Source organism: Nonomuraea sp. CA-141351 (genome assembly GCF_050944675.1).
Lineage (GTDB): Bacteria > Actinomycetota > Actinomycetes > Streptosporangiales > Streptosporangiaceae > Nonomuraea.
In genome coordinates this window covers 5,677,357-5,692,440 of the sequence record NZ_CP191982.1, presented here as the reverse complement: position 1 = coordinate 5,692,440, position 15,084 = coordinate 5,677,357, and the positions used below count along the sequence as shown (strand labels likewise).

14 protein-coding genes are annotated in these 15,084 nt (G+C 70.4%); 10 read left to right on the top strand and 4 right to left on the bottom strand.

The annotated features are described in order from the left end of the window. Positions 1-11 precede the first annotated feature (11 nt). On the bottom strand, positions 12-755 hold the full coding sequence (locus tag ACQPWU_RS26840) for a TetR/AcrR family transcriptional regulator (RefSeq protein WP_433444474.1): 744 nt from the start codon (positions 753-755) through the stop codon (positions 12-14). A gap of 85 nt (positions 756-840) precedes the next feature. On the opposite strand from ACQPWU_RS26840, the gene ACQPWU_RS26835 reads away from it, so the two are divergent. The 5 genes from ACQPWU_RS26835 (at position 841) to ACQPWU_RS26815 (ending at position 5,316) form a co-directional block, all read left to right on the top strand. After that, on the top strand, positions 841-2,346 hold the full coding sequence (locus ACQPWU_RS26835; RefSeq protein ID WP_433444473.1) for an MDR family MFS transporter: 1,506 nt from the start codon (positions 841-843) through the stop codon (positions 2,344-2,346). A gap of 11 nt (positions 2,347-2,357) precedes the next feature. Continuing rightward, entirely contained in the window at positions 2,358-2,990 is a 633-nt protein-coding gene (locus ACQPWU_RS26830; protein ID WP_433444472.1) for a DsbA family oxidoreductase, read from the top strand. Beyond that, on the top strand, positions 2,980-3,567 hold the full coding sequence (locus tag ACQPWU_RS26825) for an NADPH-dependent FMN reductase (RefSeq protein ID WP_433444471.1): 588 nt from the start codon (positions 2,980-2,982) through the stop codon (positions 3,565-3,567). The genes ACQPWU_RS26830 and ACQPWU_RS26825 overlap by 11 nt, the downstream gene beginning before the upstream one ends. Before the next feature lie 15 nt (positions 3,568-3,582). Continuing rightward, entirely contained in the window at positions 3,583-4,332 is a 750-nt protein-coding gene (locus ACQPWU_RS26820; protein WP_433444470.1) for an SDR family oxidoreductase, read from the top strand. Positions 4,333-4,590: 258 nt separating this feature from the next. Next, the gene (locus tag ACQPWU_RS26815; protein ID WP_433444469.1) at positions 4,591-5,316 is read left to right on the top strand and encodes a class I SAM-dependent methyltransferase; all 726 of its coding nucleotides are present in this window, start codon (positions 4,591-4,593) and stop codon (positions 5,314-5,316) included. Here ACQPWU_RS26815 and ACQPWU_RS26810 read toward each other — a convergent pair. Next, positions 5,269-5,976 carry a helix-turn-helix domain-containing protein gene (locus ACQPWU_RS26810; RefSeq protein ID WP_433444468.1) on the bottom strand — a complete coding sequence of 236 codons (708 nt, stop codon included), beginning with the start codon at positions 5,974-5,976 and terminating at the stop codon, positions 5,269-5,271. The genes ACQPWU_RS26815 and ACQPWU_RS26810 overlap by 48 nt on opposite strands. A gap of 231 nt (positions 5,977-6,207) precedes the next feature. On the opposite strand from ACQPWU_RS26810, the gene ACQPWU_RS26805 reads away from it, so the two are divergent. Genes ACQPWU_RS26805 through ACQPWU_RS26785 form a run of 5 tightly spaced genes read left to right on the top strand, consistent with a single transcriptional unit; the run spans position 6,208 to position 11,142 of the window. After that, positions 6,208-6,600 carry a GntR family transcriptional regulator gene (locus ACQPWU_RS26805; protein WP_360708915.1) on the top strand — a complete coding sequence of 131 codons (393 nt, stop codon included), beginning with the start codon at positions 6,208-6,210 and terminating at the stop codon, positions 6,598-6,600. Further along, positions 6,597-7,520 carry an ABC transporter ATP-binding protein gene (locus ACQPWU_RS26800; RefSeq protein ID WP_433444467.1) on the top strand — a complete coding sequence of 308 codons (924 nt, stop codon included), beginning with the start codon at positions 6,597-6,599 and terminating at the stop codon, positions 7,518-7,520. Before ACQPWU_RS26805 ends, ACQPWU_RS26800 begins: the two co-directional genes overlap by 4 nt. Continuing rightward, positions 7,517-8,560, top strand: coding sequence for an ABC transporter permease (locus tag ACQPWU_RS26795; protein WP_433444466.1), 1,044 nt, complete (start codon positions 7,517-7,519; stop codon positions 8,558-8,560). The genes ACQPWU_RS26800 and ACQPWU_RS26795 overlap by 4 nt, the downstream gene beginning before the upstream one ends. Further along, positions 8,557-9,972, top strand: coding sequence for a S41 family peptidase (locus tag ACQPWU_RS26790; protein ID WP_433444465.1), 1,416 nt, complete (start codon positions 8,557-8,559; stop codon positions 9,970-9,972). Before ACQPWU_RS26795 ends, ACQPWU_RS26790 begins: the two co-directional genes overlap by 4 nt. Before the next feature lie 12 nt (positions 9,973-9,984). After that, positions 9,985-11,142, top strand: a complete 1,158-nt coding sequence (locus ACQPWU_RS26785; protein WP_433444464.1) for an alpha/beta hydrolase family protein — start codon at positions 9,985-9,987, stop codon at positions 11,140-11,142. A 75-nt stretch (positions 11,143-11,217) separates the two neighbouring features. On the opposite strand, the gene ACQPWU_RS26780 is transcribed toward ACQPWU_RS26785, so the two are convergent. Next, on the bottom strand, positions 11,218-13,503 hold the full coding sequence (locus ACQPWU_RS26780; RefSeq protein ID WP_433444463.1) for a HelD family protein: 2,286 nt from the start codon (positions 13,501-13,503) through the stop codon (positions 11,218-11,220). A gap of 112 nt (positions 13,504-13,615) precedes the next feature. After that, the gene (locus tag ACQPWU_RS26775) at positions 13,616-14,863 is read right to left on the bottom strand and encodes an arginine deiminase (RefSeq protein WP_433444462.1); all 1,248 of its coding nucleotides are present in this window, start codon (positions 14,861-14,863) and stop codon (positions 13,616-13,618) included. Positions 14,864-15,084: the final 221 nt, after the last annotated feature.

Here is a 15,084-nt window from a genome sequence, read left to right as displayed (position 1 = left end):
TGCCTTCCGGTTCAACGGGAGCGGAGCGACGGGATGAGCGCGGCGATGGCGTCGAGGATGCGGTCGAGCCCGTGCCGGAAACGATCGTCCGGGGCCAGGTGGGCGGTGCGGGAGTCGAGAACCGATCGGCTGAACAGCGGGAAGGCGCCGGACTCGACGACCTCGCGCACGTACGGCCCCATGTAGTCCCGCTTCCAGCGCTCGGGATCCAGGCCGGTACGGCGGGCCTCCTCCAGCCAGCCGATCTCACGGCGGATCGCGCTGTGGATGAAGTCGTTGAGCATGCCGACGAAACCGGTGATGTCGTCGATGTCGAGTCCGATCCCGTCGAACGCGCCGAGCGCGAACTCGTGCACGCGCAACAGGTGGGGGCCCAGCGTGGGCCGGCCGGTGAGCAGCGCGATCAGCCAGGGGTGGCGTAGGCCTGCGGCGCGGATCTGCCGGGCCAGCAGCGTCAGGTCGGAGCGCCAGTCACCGGACGGGCTGCCGGGGAGCTCGATCTCGCCCATCACCAGGTCGATCATGAGATCGGACAGGTCGTCGCGCCGGGGCACGTAGCGGTAGAGCGACATGGCGCCGGTGCCCAGCTCGCACGCGATCCGCCGCATGGTCGCGGCTTCCAGCCCTTCCGCGTCGGCGATCTGGACGGCCGTCCGGGTGATCTGCTCACGGCTGTAGCCGGGGCGCCGTCCCGGTCCGGAGCGCTCGTGCCGCTCCGGCTGCATCCAGATGCTGGTCGGTTCCTCGTCGGCCATGCGCACCCCTTCTCTCCATTTGCGTACATGGTACCTGAATGGCTATGGTCCATTTCAAGTACGCAGTACGCGAAATGGAGAAGGCATGGATCGATCGCTTCGCGCGGGCGTGATCGGCGTGATGCTGGGCATGATCACAGCCCCGTTGGACGGCATGATGCTCGGGCCCGCACTGCCGACGATCATGAAAGATCTCGGCGGTCTGGAGTACTTCTCCTGGGTGGCGACGGCCTATTTGATCTGCATGGCCGCCTCGACACCGATCTGGGGGAAACTCGGCGACCTGTACGGCCGCAAAGCGGTCTACATGGCCTCGATCGTGGTCTTCCTGCTGGGATCGGGCCTGTCGGGAGTCGCTCAGGACATGATCCAGCTCGTCGGCTTCCGGATGGTGCAGGGGCTGGGCGCGGGAGGTCTGATGACCGGGGCTCTGGCACTGATCGGCGAGCTGGTGCCGCCCCGGCACAGCGGCAGGCTCATGGGGCTGTTCGGGACGATGATGCCGATCGCCTTCATCGCCGGACCGTTGCTCGGTGGCCTGTTCGCCGAGCATCTGGGCTGGCGGTGGGCGTTCTTCGTCAATCTCCCCATCGGCGCGGCCGCCTTGCTGCTCATCGGCACCGCCGTACGGCTGGAGCCGCGCCGGATCAGAGCGCGCGTCGATTACCTGGGGGCGCTGCTGCTGACCGTGGCGCTGGTGGCGCTGAGCCTGGTCGCCAGCTGGGGCGGCACCCAGTACGCCTGGGCTTCGGCCCCGATTCTCGGGCTGATCCTGATCGGGCCGGCGGCGCTGGCCGCCCTGGTATTCGTGGAACGGCGCGCGGCCGAACCGATCGTCCCGCTGCGGCTGTTCGCCGACCGCAACTTCACCCTGGCCCAGGTCATCCGCTTCCTGGGCGGCGTCGGCATGGTGGTCGCGGCCACCTTCCTGCCGCAATACATGCAGCTGGTCCACGGCGCCTCACCGATCGCCAGCGGCATGCTGATCCTGCCCTCGATGCTGGGCATGGTCACCGTACTGATCGGCACCGGCCGGCTGATCAGCCGTACCGGCCGCTACCGGATCTATCCGATCCTCGGCGGCGCCACCGTGGCGGCCGGCATGCTCGTGCTGCTCATGCTGCGGCCCGGCACCAGCCTGGCGCTCGCCTCCGGCCTCACGCTGATCGGCGGCCTCGGCGTGGGCCTGCTGATGCAGTCCACCACGATCATCACCGTCAACAGCGCCGAGCCCCGCGACATGGGAGCGGCCAGCGGTTCGGTCACCCTCTGGCACACCATGGGCGCCTCCCTGGGTGCGGCCGCCCTGGGCGCCCTGTACACCGCCCGGCTGCAGGACACCCTGATCGACCGCCTCGGCGCGGCGACCGGCACCCGGATCGCCTCCGGTCAGTTGACTCCCGGCGCGCTCGCCCAGCTCCCGGCCTCCGCCCAGGAGGCGGTTCACCTCGCCGTCTCCAGCGGCATCCACGCCATGGCCCTCGGCGCGGCCGCGCTGGGCGTCCTCGCCTTCGCGCTGGCCTGGTTCATCCGCGAGGTCCCGTTGCGCGACCGGACCCCGTCGGCCGAACCCGCAACCGCGGCCGCGTGAGGGAGCGACGCATGCCGCACAGCGTGAAAGCCCAGATCGTGGTGGATGTCATCTGCTCGCACTCCTACCTCGGCTACACCCGCTTCGCCCGCGCCGCCAACCAAGTCAGGTCCGAGGGCGTGGAGGTGACGGTGGAGTTCCTGCCCTTCGAACTCGCCCCAGGCGCCCCCACCGACGGACGGCCGCTCCTCACCGTCCTGGAACAGACCTTCGGCCCGCAAGCGGTCGCCGGCGCGCTCGACTTCGCCGAAAGCGCGGCCCGCGAAGGCCTCCGGCTCGCGTACGGCAAGGCCATCGCCACCGGCACCTTCGACGCTCACCGCCTCATCGCCGACGCCGCACACCAGAACAAGGCCGAACCCATGGCGGAGCGCCTCTTTCGCGCCCACTTCACCGACGGGCTGCACATCGGCGAGGCCGCCACACTCGCCCAGCTGGCCGCCGAGGTCGGCGTCGCCATCGGCAGCGTGCCTCCCGCCACCGTGCGCGCCCGGCTCGACCGAGTGCGCCGCCTCGGCATCACCGGCGTGCCGGTCTTCCTCATCGAGCACCTGCCCCCGCTCACCGGATCCCAGACCGAGACCACACTGCTTGCGGCCCTGCGAGAGGCCGCCGCAACGAAGGGAGAACACCGTGACCGATGACCCGCTTCGGCTGGCCGTCATCGTCGGCAGCGTCCGCGACGGCCGCCTCGGCCCGACCGTGGCCGGCTGGTTCGCCGGCCAGGCCACAGCGCGCCCGGACCTCGACGTCGACGTGATCGACCTGGCCGACGCGCCGATCGGGGCGGCGGCTCCGTCGATGTCCGTGCCGGAGCCGGTGCTGAGGGCGCTGGGCGAGCTGACCCCGCGGCTGGCGGCCGCCGACGCGTTCGTGGTGGTGACCCCCGAGTACAACCACAGCTACCCGGCCGCCCTGAAGAACGCGATCGACTGGCACAACACACAGTTCCACGCCAAGCCGGTGGCGTTCGTCTCCTACGGCGGCATCTCCGGAGGCCTGCGCGCGGTGGAGCACCTGCGTGCCGTCTTCGCCGAACTGCACGCCGTCACCACCCGGGACACCGTCAGCTTCCACGGCGCCTGGGAGTGCTTCGACGGCAACGGACAGCCGAAGGACCCCGTCGGCCCGGCCACGGCCGCCAAGACCCTCCTTGACCAAGTGAGCTGGTGGGCGCGGATCCTGCGCGACGCCAAGGCCACCAACCCCTACACCGCATAACGGAAAGGCGTGATCATGATGAGATTGACCGGAAAGACGGCGTTGGTGACCGGCGCGAGCCGCGGCATCGGCCGCGCGATCGCCACCCGGCTGGCCCTCGAAGGCGCCCGCGTCGCCGTGCATTACGGCAGCAACCACGCCGCCGCCAAGGACACCGTCGCCGCCATCGAAGCAGCCGGCGGACAGGCCTTCGCCGTCCAGGCCGAGCTGGGCGCGCCAGGCGACGCCGAAGCCCTGTGGGCCGGCTTCGACGCCCACGCCGACGGGCTGGACATCCTGGTCAACAACGCGGGCGTCCTCGGCGACCAGACCGAGATCGACGGCGTCACCCGGGAGGGCTTCGAGCGCCTGTTCGCGGTCAACGCCACCGCCCCGTTCTTCATCACCCAGCTCGCCCTGCCGCGGCTGCGCGACGGCGGGCGGATCATCACCGTGGGCACGATGCTGACCCGGGGCGCGGCCATGCCCCGGGCGATCGACTACGCCATGTCCAAGGCCGCGCTCGACGTCCTGACCACCGCCCTTGCCAAGCAGCTCGGACCGCGAGGCATCACGGTCAACCTCGTGGCCCCCGGCGTCATCGACACCGACATGCACCAAGGACGCCTGGTCGGCGAGGCCCTGGCCTGGCTGTCGTCGCAGACGCCCCTCGGGCGGCTGGGCACGCCGCAGGACGTGGCCGACACCGTCGCCTTCCTGGCCTCCGACGACAGCCGCTACATCACCGGACACCGCCTGGACGTCTCAGGCGGGACGACCATGTAGCCTCCGCTGCCGGGCAACCCGACGCTCGTCTGCTTGCCACGGAGGGCAGATGAGCCCCTACCGCCACTGAGCGTGGAAAACCGGTATCTGAACCTCGATGTGCTGATCACTGTGGCCGTGACGTGCATCCCGCGCCGTTCTTACGGCCGAGCGGCGTGGTGGTGTCCGTGCCGGTGACGGTGATCATGTGCGAGCGGGCGTCCCGGGGAGGGCGCGCGGGGCGCCGGTTTCGAACGGATCGGCCGGCTCCGGCGAACCATGGGCGAAGCTCTCCGCAGTGCGAGCGGTTCGTTCAAGACCGTGCGGTGCCGCGCCGCCGAGACTTCCGGCATGACCGATCGAGCTTTCACCCCCGCGCTGGGCCGCTTCGCCCCCACGCGTCTCTATGACCCGGTGGCCGCCCTGCTGCGCGAGCGCCTGTGGCGCAGCCTGCTCGCGATGCACGTGGCTCCCCAACCCGACGACGTGATCATCGACGTGGGCTGCGGCACCGGCTCGTTGGCGCTGCTGCTGAACCGTGTCGAGCCGCGGGCGCGTCTCGTCGGTGTCGACCCCGACCCCGACGTGCTGGCGATGGCGCGGCGCAAGGCCGATGCCGCCGGCGCGGCGCTGCAATGGCGGGCCGGCATGGGTGATGTGCTGGAGGAGATCCTGGGTGCCAGCTCGGCGAGCACGGTTGTCTCCAGCCTTGTCCTGCATCAATGCCCGATCGCGATGAAGCGGGCGATACTCGCCTCGATGTACGCGGTGCTGCGGCCCGGCGGGAAGCTGGTGGTCGCCGACTACGGGCTGCAGCGCACGAGGCTGATGCGCCTGGCGTTCCGCCTCGTGCAGCTCGCGGACGGCACAGCCGACACCCAGCCCAACGCCGACGGCGTTCTGCCCAGGCTGATGTCCGAAGCCGGGTTCCGTGACGTGCGCGAGGCCGAGGTCGTGTCAACGCTCAGCGGATCCATCTCGGTCTACGTCGCTCGCCGCGATTGACGGGCGCAGCACCGGCAGCACGGCGGCCGGCGTGAGGCCCATCATCTCGCGCATCCGCCGGGTGAAGTGCGCCTGGTCGGCGAAGCCGCCTGTGATCGCCGCGTCGGCCGGCGACTGCCCCTCGCGCAGAGCCTCAGCCGCGCGGCGCAGGCGCAGCCAGATACGCCAGCGTGCAAGCGGCATGCCCAGCTGATGCCGCGCCAGGGCGCGCAGGCGTTGGGGCGAAAGTCCGACTTCCGCAGCCAGGCGCGGCATCGGCTCCCCCCGATCCGCAAGCAGGTCCATCGCCGCCAGCAGGCGGGAGTCGAGCCCGCTGGACGGGTGCGCGCCAGCGCGGCGGACATCCTCCTCACCGAGGCCACGCAGCTCGGCGGCGGCGGTGATGCCGTCGCCGCACCGCTCGCGCAGCCAGTCGGCGAACGCGCAGTGCGGCTCGACGAAGAACGTGAGCAGGCTCCCCGCTGCGAGCATCCGATGCCGCGTCATCGGTGGCACGATCAGCGCCGCGGCATGATGCAGATCATTGGAATCGTCCGCCATGGCCACCTCGCCCTGGAAGGCGATGGCGACCTGGAAGGCGGCATGACGATGCATGGCGCTGTCCGTCGACGGACCGCGATAGAGCGCGTACCCCTCGCGAACGGCGAAGTGCGGCGTCATCTCCTCCCCGGCCCTCACAGCGTCGATGCTGCCAGCCATGAACGGCGCAGGCGAGTTCGGGGTGTCGGCAAGACTTCTGCCACCAGGTACACGCGTTGACGTTTCTTGCGCACCTGAGCGCGGCTATGTGAAGGCCCCTCCTGGTGCAGCGTCCAGCCGCCGCAGCGATCCTTATGATCCTTTAACATCTAGGACTCTAAAGTACTAGGAGCCTAGATAAATGGAGGTGCAGTGATCGAGTTCCATCTGGACGGCAGGTCCGGTGTCTCGCCGTACCTGCAGCTGGTCCATCAGGTCCGGCAGGCGCTGCGGCTGGGTCTGCTGCGTGAGGGTGACCAGCTTCCGACCGTCAAGGACGTGGTGGCGCGGCTGGCGATCAACCCCAACACGGTGCTCAAGGCCTACCGGGAACTCGAGCACGAGGGCCTGGCAGCCGCCCGGCCGGGCGTCGGGACGTTCGTGACCAAAACGCTGACCGACGCCTCGCTGGCCGCGCACGGCCCGCTGCGCCAGGACCTACGGCGCTGGCTGGCCAAGGCCCGCCTGGCCGGCCTCGACGACGAAAGCATCGAGGCCCTGTTCATGACCACCTTTCGGACCGCCTCGCAGGAGGACATAGCATGACCGAGCCAAGCCAGGGCATCAGTAAACACAGCACCGCTGTCCTGCGGGCCCAGGGGCTGGGCAAGAAGTACGGCAAGCGCTGGGCGCTGACAGACTGCACCATCGACATCCCCGCCGGCCACGTCGTCGGACTGGTCGGCCCCAACGGGGCCGGCAAGACCACGCTGCTGAAACTGGCCTGCGGCCAGCTGCAACCGACCTCAGGCACCATCACCGTGCTCGGCGGCCACCCCGCCGGCGGCCCGGCACAGCTGGCCAAGGTCGGCTTCGTCGCCCAGGACACCCCCGTCTACGCCGGGCTCAGCATCGCCGACCACCTGCAATTAGGAGCACGGCTCAATCCCGGCTGGGACGCCGCGCTCGCACGAGAACGCATCCAGCAGCTCGGCCTCGACCCCGCCCATCGGGCGGGAAAACTGTCCGGCGGCCAGCGCGCCCAGCTCGCCCTCACCCTGGGCCTGGCCAAACGGCCCGAACTGCTGATCCTGGACGAGCCCGTCGCCTCACTCGACCCGCTCGCCCGCCGCGAGTTCCTGCAGATCCTGATGGAGGCCACCGTCGAGCACGAGCTCAGCGTCGTGCTCTCCTCCCACCTGGTCTCCGACCTGGAACGAGTCTGCGACTACCTGATCGTCCTCGTCGACTCGCGCGTCGAGGTGGCCGGAGAGGTCGACAAGCTCCTGGCCACCCATCACCGGCTCACCGGTCCACGTCGCGACCCCGATCGCCTGCCCGCCGACCAGCATGTGGTCTCCGCGCGCCACACCGACCGGCAGAGCACCATCGTCGTCCGCACCGACGCCCCGATCCACGACCCCGCCTGGACGGTCACCCAGCTCAGCCTGGAAGACCTCGTCCTGGCCTACATGGACAGGCACACCGCCGAGAACCGGCGAGTCGCCCTGGAGGTACAGCGATGATCTGGCTGACCTGGCGCCAGCTCCGCGGCTCGGCCGCGATGATGGCCGCCGTACTCGTCATCCTCACCGTCGTCCTGGCCCTGACCGGCCCCGGCCTGGCCTCCGACTACTCCGCCGGGATCGCCGCCTGTACCCAGGACGACACCTGCGTCCGCTTCTTCGACCGCTTCTTCGGCCAGTACGACACCCCCTTCGTGGCCGTCAGCCTCGTCGTGCTGCTCCTGCCCGCTCTCGTCGGGCTCTTCTGGGGAGCACCGTTGATCACCCGCGAGCTGGAGGCAGGCACGCACCTGCTGGTGTGGAACCAGAGCATCACCCGCAGCCGCTGGCTGGCGGTCAAGCTCGGGCTCACCGGCCTGACCGCCATGGCCGCCGCCGGCCTGTGCGGCCTCGCGGTGACCTGGTGGTCCGCACCCTTGGACAAGTCGGCCCCGGAGGGCTTGGCCCTGATGGCTCCCCTGGTGTTCGGCGCGCGCGGCATCGCCCCGATGGGGTATGCGGCCTTCGCCTTCGTCCTGGGCGTGACCGTGGGCATGCTGGTGCGCCGCACACTGCCCGCCATGGCCCTCACCCTGGCCGTCTTCGCCGCGATCCAGCTCGCCATGCCGCTGCTGGTCCGGCCCCACCTGATGCCCCCGGTCACCTCGACCTTCGAGATCAGCGAGGCGAACATGGATGGGATCTCCATGTCACGGGACGGAGGTGGAACTCCGCGGCTTTTCCTGAAGTCGGTCGTTCCCGGCCACGCGGGTGCCTGGGTCCTGTCCAACGACCTGGTCGATCCGTCCGGACGCTCGATCGGCGGCGACGACGGAGGCGCCGTCCAGGTCTCCACGACCTCGGGACCCTGCTCACCGCGGGGAGCAGGACCGCGCGCGTGCCCGGCTGAGATCAGCAGGCTCGGCTACCGGCAGAAGGTGACCTACCAGCCCCTTGAGCGCTTCTGGCCGTTCCAGTGGACCGAGACCGGGATCTACGCCCTGCTCACCCTCGGCCTCACGTGGTTGTGCTTCTGGTGGATCCGCAGGCGCCTGTCATGACCGTCAAAACCGTGGCAGCCGGGCTCGCCCTCCTCCTGGCGGCGGCCTGCACGGCGCCGACGCCGCCGCGCAGCCAGGCGAGCACCGCAGCCAGTACGGCCTGCGCGGCGCCCCAAGGAGCCCCCGGCGCGGAGACGCCCACCACGATCGACGTCATCGAGCAGGCGTACTTCTGCATCCTCGGCAACTACTACAGCGGCGCGACACTGGACGCCCGCTCGCTGCTGAGCGCCGGATTCGTCGCCCTGACCCAGGAGCTCAACCGCGACGGACGCGACGTACCCGAGGCCACCATGCCGGCGCTGACCGGAGACCGCAAAGCCGACTGGGCCGCCTTCGAGACCACCTACCGCAAGACCACCGATCAGGTGCCCGGCCTGCGCGACAAGCTGGCCGTCGTCACCCTCGAGGCCATCGTGGCCGGCCTCGGCGACAACCACGCCCGCTGGACGCACGACGTCAAGCGGCCGCCCGGCTACTACGACGGCGACGGCTACGGCCTGGGTCTCCAGGCGAACGTCAACGGCCCGCAGGTGGACGGCAACCCCGGCGTCGCCCTCCCCCCGCTGTTCGTCACCACCGTGCAGGGCGGCGCGGCGCGAGCGGCCGGGCTGCGCCCAGGCGACATCATCGAATCGATCAACGGATCGGCGCCCTTCATCGACGGGAAGGCCACCCCCGCGATCGCCGCCCTCTACCCGCAATACCCGCAAGCCCGCCCGGTCCGGCTGCGGCTCCTGCGGCAGAGCACCGGCCGCCGCTGGAGCGTGACGCTCAAACCCGGCCTCTACCAGCGAGACCTGGCCGCCCTGCAAGTGGTGAGGTCGAAGCTGCTGGATGACGACATCGCCTATGTACGGCTGACCGGATTCGCGCCCGACTCCGCGAACAGGGTTCTCAAGGCGATCTCCAGGGTGCGCACCGGCCGGACGTTGTCCGGCGTTGTGCTGGACCTGCGCGGCAACGGCGGCGGCAGCCCCACCGAGGCGATCCGGCTGCTGAGCGCGTTCGTGCACGGCAAGGTCACCGCCTTCCAGTGCACCGTGGACGGCAGGTGCGCGGCCTCGCGGACCGACGACACCGTGGAACTGCTCAACCTGCCGCTGGTGGTGCTCACCGACCGCAGCTGCGCCTCGGCCTGCGAGCACTTCAGCTCCGCGGTCAAGGACCTGCGTGCCGGCCGGCTGGTCGGCACCAGAACCGCCGGGGTCATCTCCGGCCCGGCGCAGTCGTACCTGCTCGGCAACAACACCCTGCTGGGCTTCCCATCGAGGCATCACCTCGGGCCCGACCGCGAGGTGATCGACCGGATCGGCGTCCCACCCGACCACTACGTGCCCCTGACCCCCGAGGACGCGGCAGCCGGGCGCGACGCCGCCCTGGCGAAGGCCCTGACCTTGCTGCACAAGTGAATGGACCTCTCCATGAGACAGATCCTGGCCGTCGCCGTGGGACTGGCCGTCCTCACCGCGTCCGCCTGCTCCGCACCCGCACCACCCCGGTCTGCTGCCGGCCCGTCGGCCACGCCGACCGGACCCGCCACCCTGCCCGCCCCGACCGGCGCCCATCCGGTGGGCACCACCGCCCTGTACCTGAAAGACCTCTCCCGCCCCGATCCCTGGAACCTCGACGCCGACGCCAGGGAGCTCAAGGTCACCCTGTGGTACCCGACCAAGCAGCGGGACGGGCAGCGGGCGCCGTACATGACGCCGAAGGAGTCGGAGCTCACCCTGAAGGGCTTGAGGGTCACGGACGTGCCGTACGACACGCTGAGCAAGACGCGGACGAACGCCGTCAAAGACGCCGAACCGGCGGGGCGGAAGCTTCCGCTGGTGGTGCTCTCCCCCGGCTTCACCCAACCGATGAGCACACTCACGTCCCTGGCCGAGGACCTGGCCAGCCGAGGGTACATCGTGGCCGGGATCGACCACACCTACGAGAGCTATGCCACGACCCTGCCCGGCGGGCGGGTCGCCGAATGCCTCGCGTGCGACAGCGACGCCGACCCGGGCTTCGGCACGGGGGTGGTCCAGGGACGGGCGGCCGACGTCTCCTTCGTGCTCGACCAGCTGCCATCGAAGTGGGACGGTTCTGACCTGATCGACCGATCCCGCATCGCGATGGTGGGCCACTCGATCGGCGGGGCGAGCGCCGTGGCGGCCATGGTGAAGGACTCCCGAGTGCGCGCCGGAATCGACATGGACGGCACCACCTACGCCCGGATCCCCAAGAGCGGCCTCTCCCGGCCGTTCATGTTCATGGGTTCGCCACCGCACACGCCCGGCGGCCGCGACAATTCGTGGGACCGCGACTGGAAGCTGCTGACCGGGTGGAAGCGCTGGATCGTGCTGTCGGGCGCGGAACACCAGTCCTTCACCGACAGCCCGCTGATGGCGGGCGCCCTCGGCATCAAGACCCCCTCCGGGGTTCTGCCCGCGGCGCGCGCCGCCGAGCTCACCCACACCTACGTGGCGGCCTTCCTCGACCAGCACCTGAAGTCGCAGCGGCAGCCCATCCTGGACAAGCCGTCCTCGCGCTACCCGGAGGTCAAGTTCTGTCCTGCGACTTGCGGTCAGTCCTGAGGCCCTGGGCATGCTCCTCGGCGGCTGGGCTTGTCTGATCGACGGCAGGGAGGAACATGCTCAAGCCCCGCGCCTTTACAATGTAGATTCCGTAGTCAGCCGCGACAGCACCTCCGGCAGATCGCCCTCGTGCACCACCGTCAGCCGCCGCGTCGCCCGCGTCACCGCCACGTACAGGTCCTGGCCCCCCATCGGGGACTGCCCCAGGATGCCCGCCGGATCCACGACCACGACCGCGTCGAACTCCAGCCCCTTGGCCTGCCCGACCGTCAGGGCCACCACCGGCGCGTCGAGATCCGCCTCAGGGAACAGCGCGCGGACCTCCGCGTGGCGGGCGTTCGAGGAGACCACGCCCACCCGGCCCTCGCCGATCAAGGCGACCTCCTCGCCCACCAGGCCGGGCAGCCCGGACAACGGCATGCGCACCGCGCGCGGCCGGGCGCCGCCCTCGCGTACCGACTCCGGCGGCTCCTGGTCCGGCGCGAACGCCCGCAGGACGTCCGCGGCCACCGCCATGATCTCCACCGGCGTACGGTAGTTGACCAGCAGCCGCTCCTCGCGCCAGCGCCCCGCCAGGTGCGGGTCCAGCACCTCACCCCACGAGCGCGCGCCCGCCGCCGACCCGGTCTGCGCCAGGTCGCCCACCACGGTCAGCGACTTCGCCGGCACCCGCCGCATGATCATCCGCCAGGCCATCGGCGACAGCTCCTGCGCCTCGTCCACGATCACATGCCCGTACGCCCACGTCCGATCCGCCGCCGCCCGGTCGGCCGTGGTCAGGGCGAGCCCGTCGTCGGCGTGCCGCTCGGCCAGCACGTCGGCCCGATCGAAGATGCCCTCCTCCAGCACCCCGGTCGACTGCAGCACCTCCTGCGCGTACAGCTCCTCCGAAGCCAGCTCCTGCGAAGCCTGCCGGGCCGCCACCCGGCGGGCCGAGTCGTCCTCGCCCAGCAGCTCGGCGGCCTCGTCCAGCAGCGGCACGTCCCCGGCCGTCCACTCGGCCTCCGACGGGCGCAGCAGCTCGTGCCACTCCAGGCCCGAGGGCGCCACCGCCCAGAGCGTGTCGAACGACGACAGCAGCTCGGAGATCAGCCGCTGCGGCGTCAGCTCCGGCCACAGCTCGTCCACTGCCCGCCGTATCGCCGGCTCGCCCCACAGCCGCTGCGAGGCCAGCTCCAGATCCAGCTCGTCCAGGTCGCCCTCCAGGTCGAGCGGCTGCGACAGCTCCGGCTCGCCCTCGATGACCAGCTCCTCGATGTGCAGCGACTCCTCCAGGGCCCGCGCCTCGGCCTTGGCCAGCTCCTTGAGCATCTCGGTGACGTACAGCTTGCGCGCCATGTTGTGCGGCAGGCGCACCGCCCGCGCCCGGTCGCGCAGCCGCATGCACCTCTCGCGCGGGACCCGCAGGAGCAGCCCGTCCAGCTCGACCACCAGGTCGCCCTGGGGCACCCCCTGGCGCAGCTCCAGCGCGCGGGCGACCACCTCGGCCATCCGCACGTCGCCCTTGACCACCGCCGCCGCCGGAGTGTCGGCCGCGCTCACCCGCACCCCCGGGAACATCTCCCCGACCGTGGTCATCACCACCTGCGTCTCTCCCAGCGCCGGCAGCACCTGGCTGATGTAGCGCAGGAACATCGGGTTGGGGCCCACCACCAGGACGCCGCGCCGCTCGAGCGTGTCGCGGTGGGTGTAGAGCAGGTACGCCGCCCGGTGCAGCGCCGCCACCGTCTTGCCGGTGCCCGGCCCGCCCTGCACCACCAGCGCCCCCTGCAGCGAGGCGCGGATGACCCGGTCCTGCTCGGTCTGGATGGTGGCCACCACGTCGCCCATCCGGCCCGTCCTGCCCCGCCGCAGCGCCGCCAGCAGCGCCGCCTCGCCCACGAGCGCGCGCCTGTCGCCGTCGCTCATCCTCTCCAGGTCGAACACCTCGTCGTCGATGCCGACCACCGTGCGATCTTTCAGATGCAGGTGCCTGCGGCGCACCAGCCCACCCGGATCGGTGGCCGTGGCCACGTAGAACTGGCGGGCGGCCGGGGCCCGCCAGTCGATCAGGACCGACTCGTGGTCCTCGTCGCGCAGCCCGATCCTGCCGACGTACGTGCTGGCGCCCGAGGCGTCGTCGATGCGGCCGAAGCACAGGCCGCGCTCGACCGCGTTGAGCTGGGCCAGCCTCCTGGCCTGCTCCGAGGCCATCGCCTCGCGCTCGACCATCGCCTGGCGGGTGCCGCCGGCCCTGGCGTACACCTCACGAAGCGCCGCCTGCGCGTGCCCCCTGGCGGCGTCGAGCCTGCCGTACAGCCAGGACACAGTGCGCTGTTCGCTGTCAAGGGCTTCCGCGAGACCATCTTGACGATTAGTCATTCGGTGGTATACTCCTAACCGGAGGGCTGTGGAGCTCGTGCGTGCAAAATGGAGCATCCGAGCTTAACTCCGTACGCGTCCGCGCGCAACGTCAACCGGCCTGCGACTGCCGTCAGACGGGGTCGCGCTGGATCGGGCAGGTCATGCAGTGGGCGCCGCCGCGGCCCTTGCCCAGCTCGAACCCCTCGATCTCGATCACCTCGACGCCGTGCTCACGCAACTGCCGGTTGGTGAACTGGTTCTTGTGATAGCCCACCACGACCCCAGGCTCCAGCGCGAAGAAGTTGTTGCCCGAGTCCCACTGCTCGCGGGCCTGCTGGTACTCGTCGCCGCCGGTGGCGATCAGCTCCAGCCGGCCGATCCCCAGCGCCTCCTGCACCGCCCCCACGAAGCTCGCCTCGGTACGCACGTCCAGCGTGCCCGGCTTGTCGGCCGGGCGCAGCGAGTAGGTGGCGGCGGTCTCCAGGAAGGGCGGGTAGACCGCGGCCTTGTCCACGTCCAGGAACGTGAAGACAGTGTCCAGGTGCATGTAGGAGCGACGCCTGGGCACCTCCACGGCGATCACCCGTTCGACCGCGCCCCCGGCGAACAGCGACAGCGCCACGTGCTCCACCGTGCGGGCGTTGGTGCGCTCACTCAAGCCGATCACCACTGTCCTGTTGCCGATGGGCATCATGTCGCCGCCCTCCATCGCGGCAGTGCCGTAGTCCTCCTCGTCGAAACGGCTGTCATCTCCTTCGTACGGGTACCAGAAGGCGAAGTCCCCGCCCGCGAACATCGGGTGAAAGTGGTAGATCGTGCTCTGGTTCATGGTCTCCAGCCGCCGCGCGTGGAAGAACATCGGATTGAGCGACACCCCTCCGTACAGCCAGGCCGCCGGGTCACGCTGGTAGAGGGAGTTCGGCAGCGGCGGCAGCACGAACTGGCCGGCCCGCGCCGAGGCGGCCACCAGCGAGCGCGACTCCAGGCCCTCGATCCCGTACTCCTGCTTGGTCAGCCCGCCGATGAGATGCGCGGCCAGCTTCTGGCCGCTCCAGCCCGCCAGCGTCTCCCGTACCCCGTCCACCAGGGCCGGGCCGAGGGTCAGATGGGTGACCGCCTCCTCCACGGCATGCTGCTTGGCCTCGAACCCGGCATCCAGCGCCTGCGCAAGCAGCTCCTGGTGGTAGAAGACCTCGACGCCCCGCTCCCGCAGCAGGGCGGCGAACTCGTCGTGCTCGCGCTCGGCGTGCTCGACCCAGAGGATGTCGTCGAACAGCAACTGCTCGCGGTTGCCCGGAGTCAGCCGCCGCAGGCTCAGCTCCGGCCGATGCAGGATGACCTTCCGCAACCTGCCGACCTCCGAATGCACCCCGTACATGATCATCCCCTCAGCCGGCGACGTGGCCGGTCAGTACGCCCACGGCCACGGTGACGCGCCCGCCGCGCCATGGCCGTCAGCATCGTCAGCGGGAGCTTGTGCGGTAGTCATGACCGAACAGGTCATTCCGCCCCGGAACCGCCCGAAACAGCGCCTTCGTGATCCTTTGCCGAAGGTTGTGCCAGCAGGGCCGTCGCAGCCGGATTCGTGCCGACCTTACG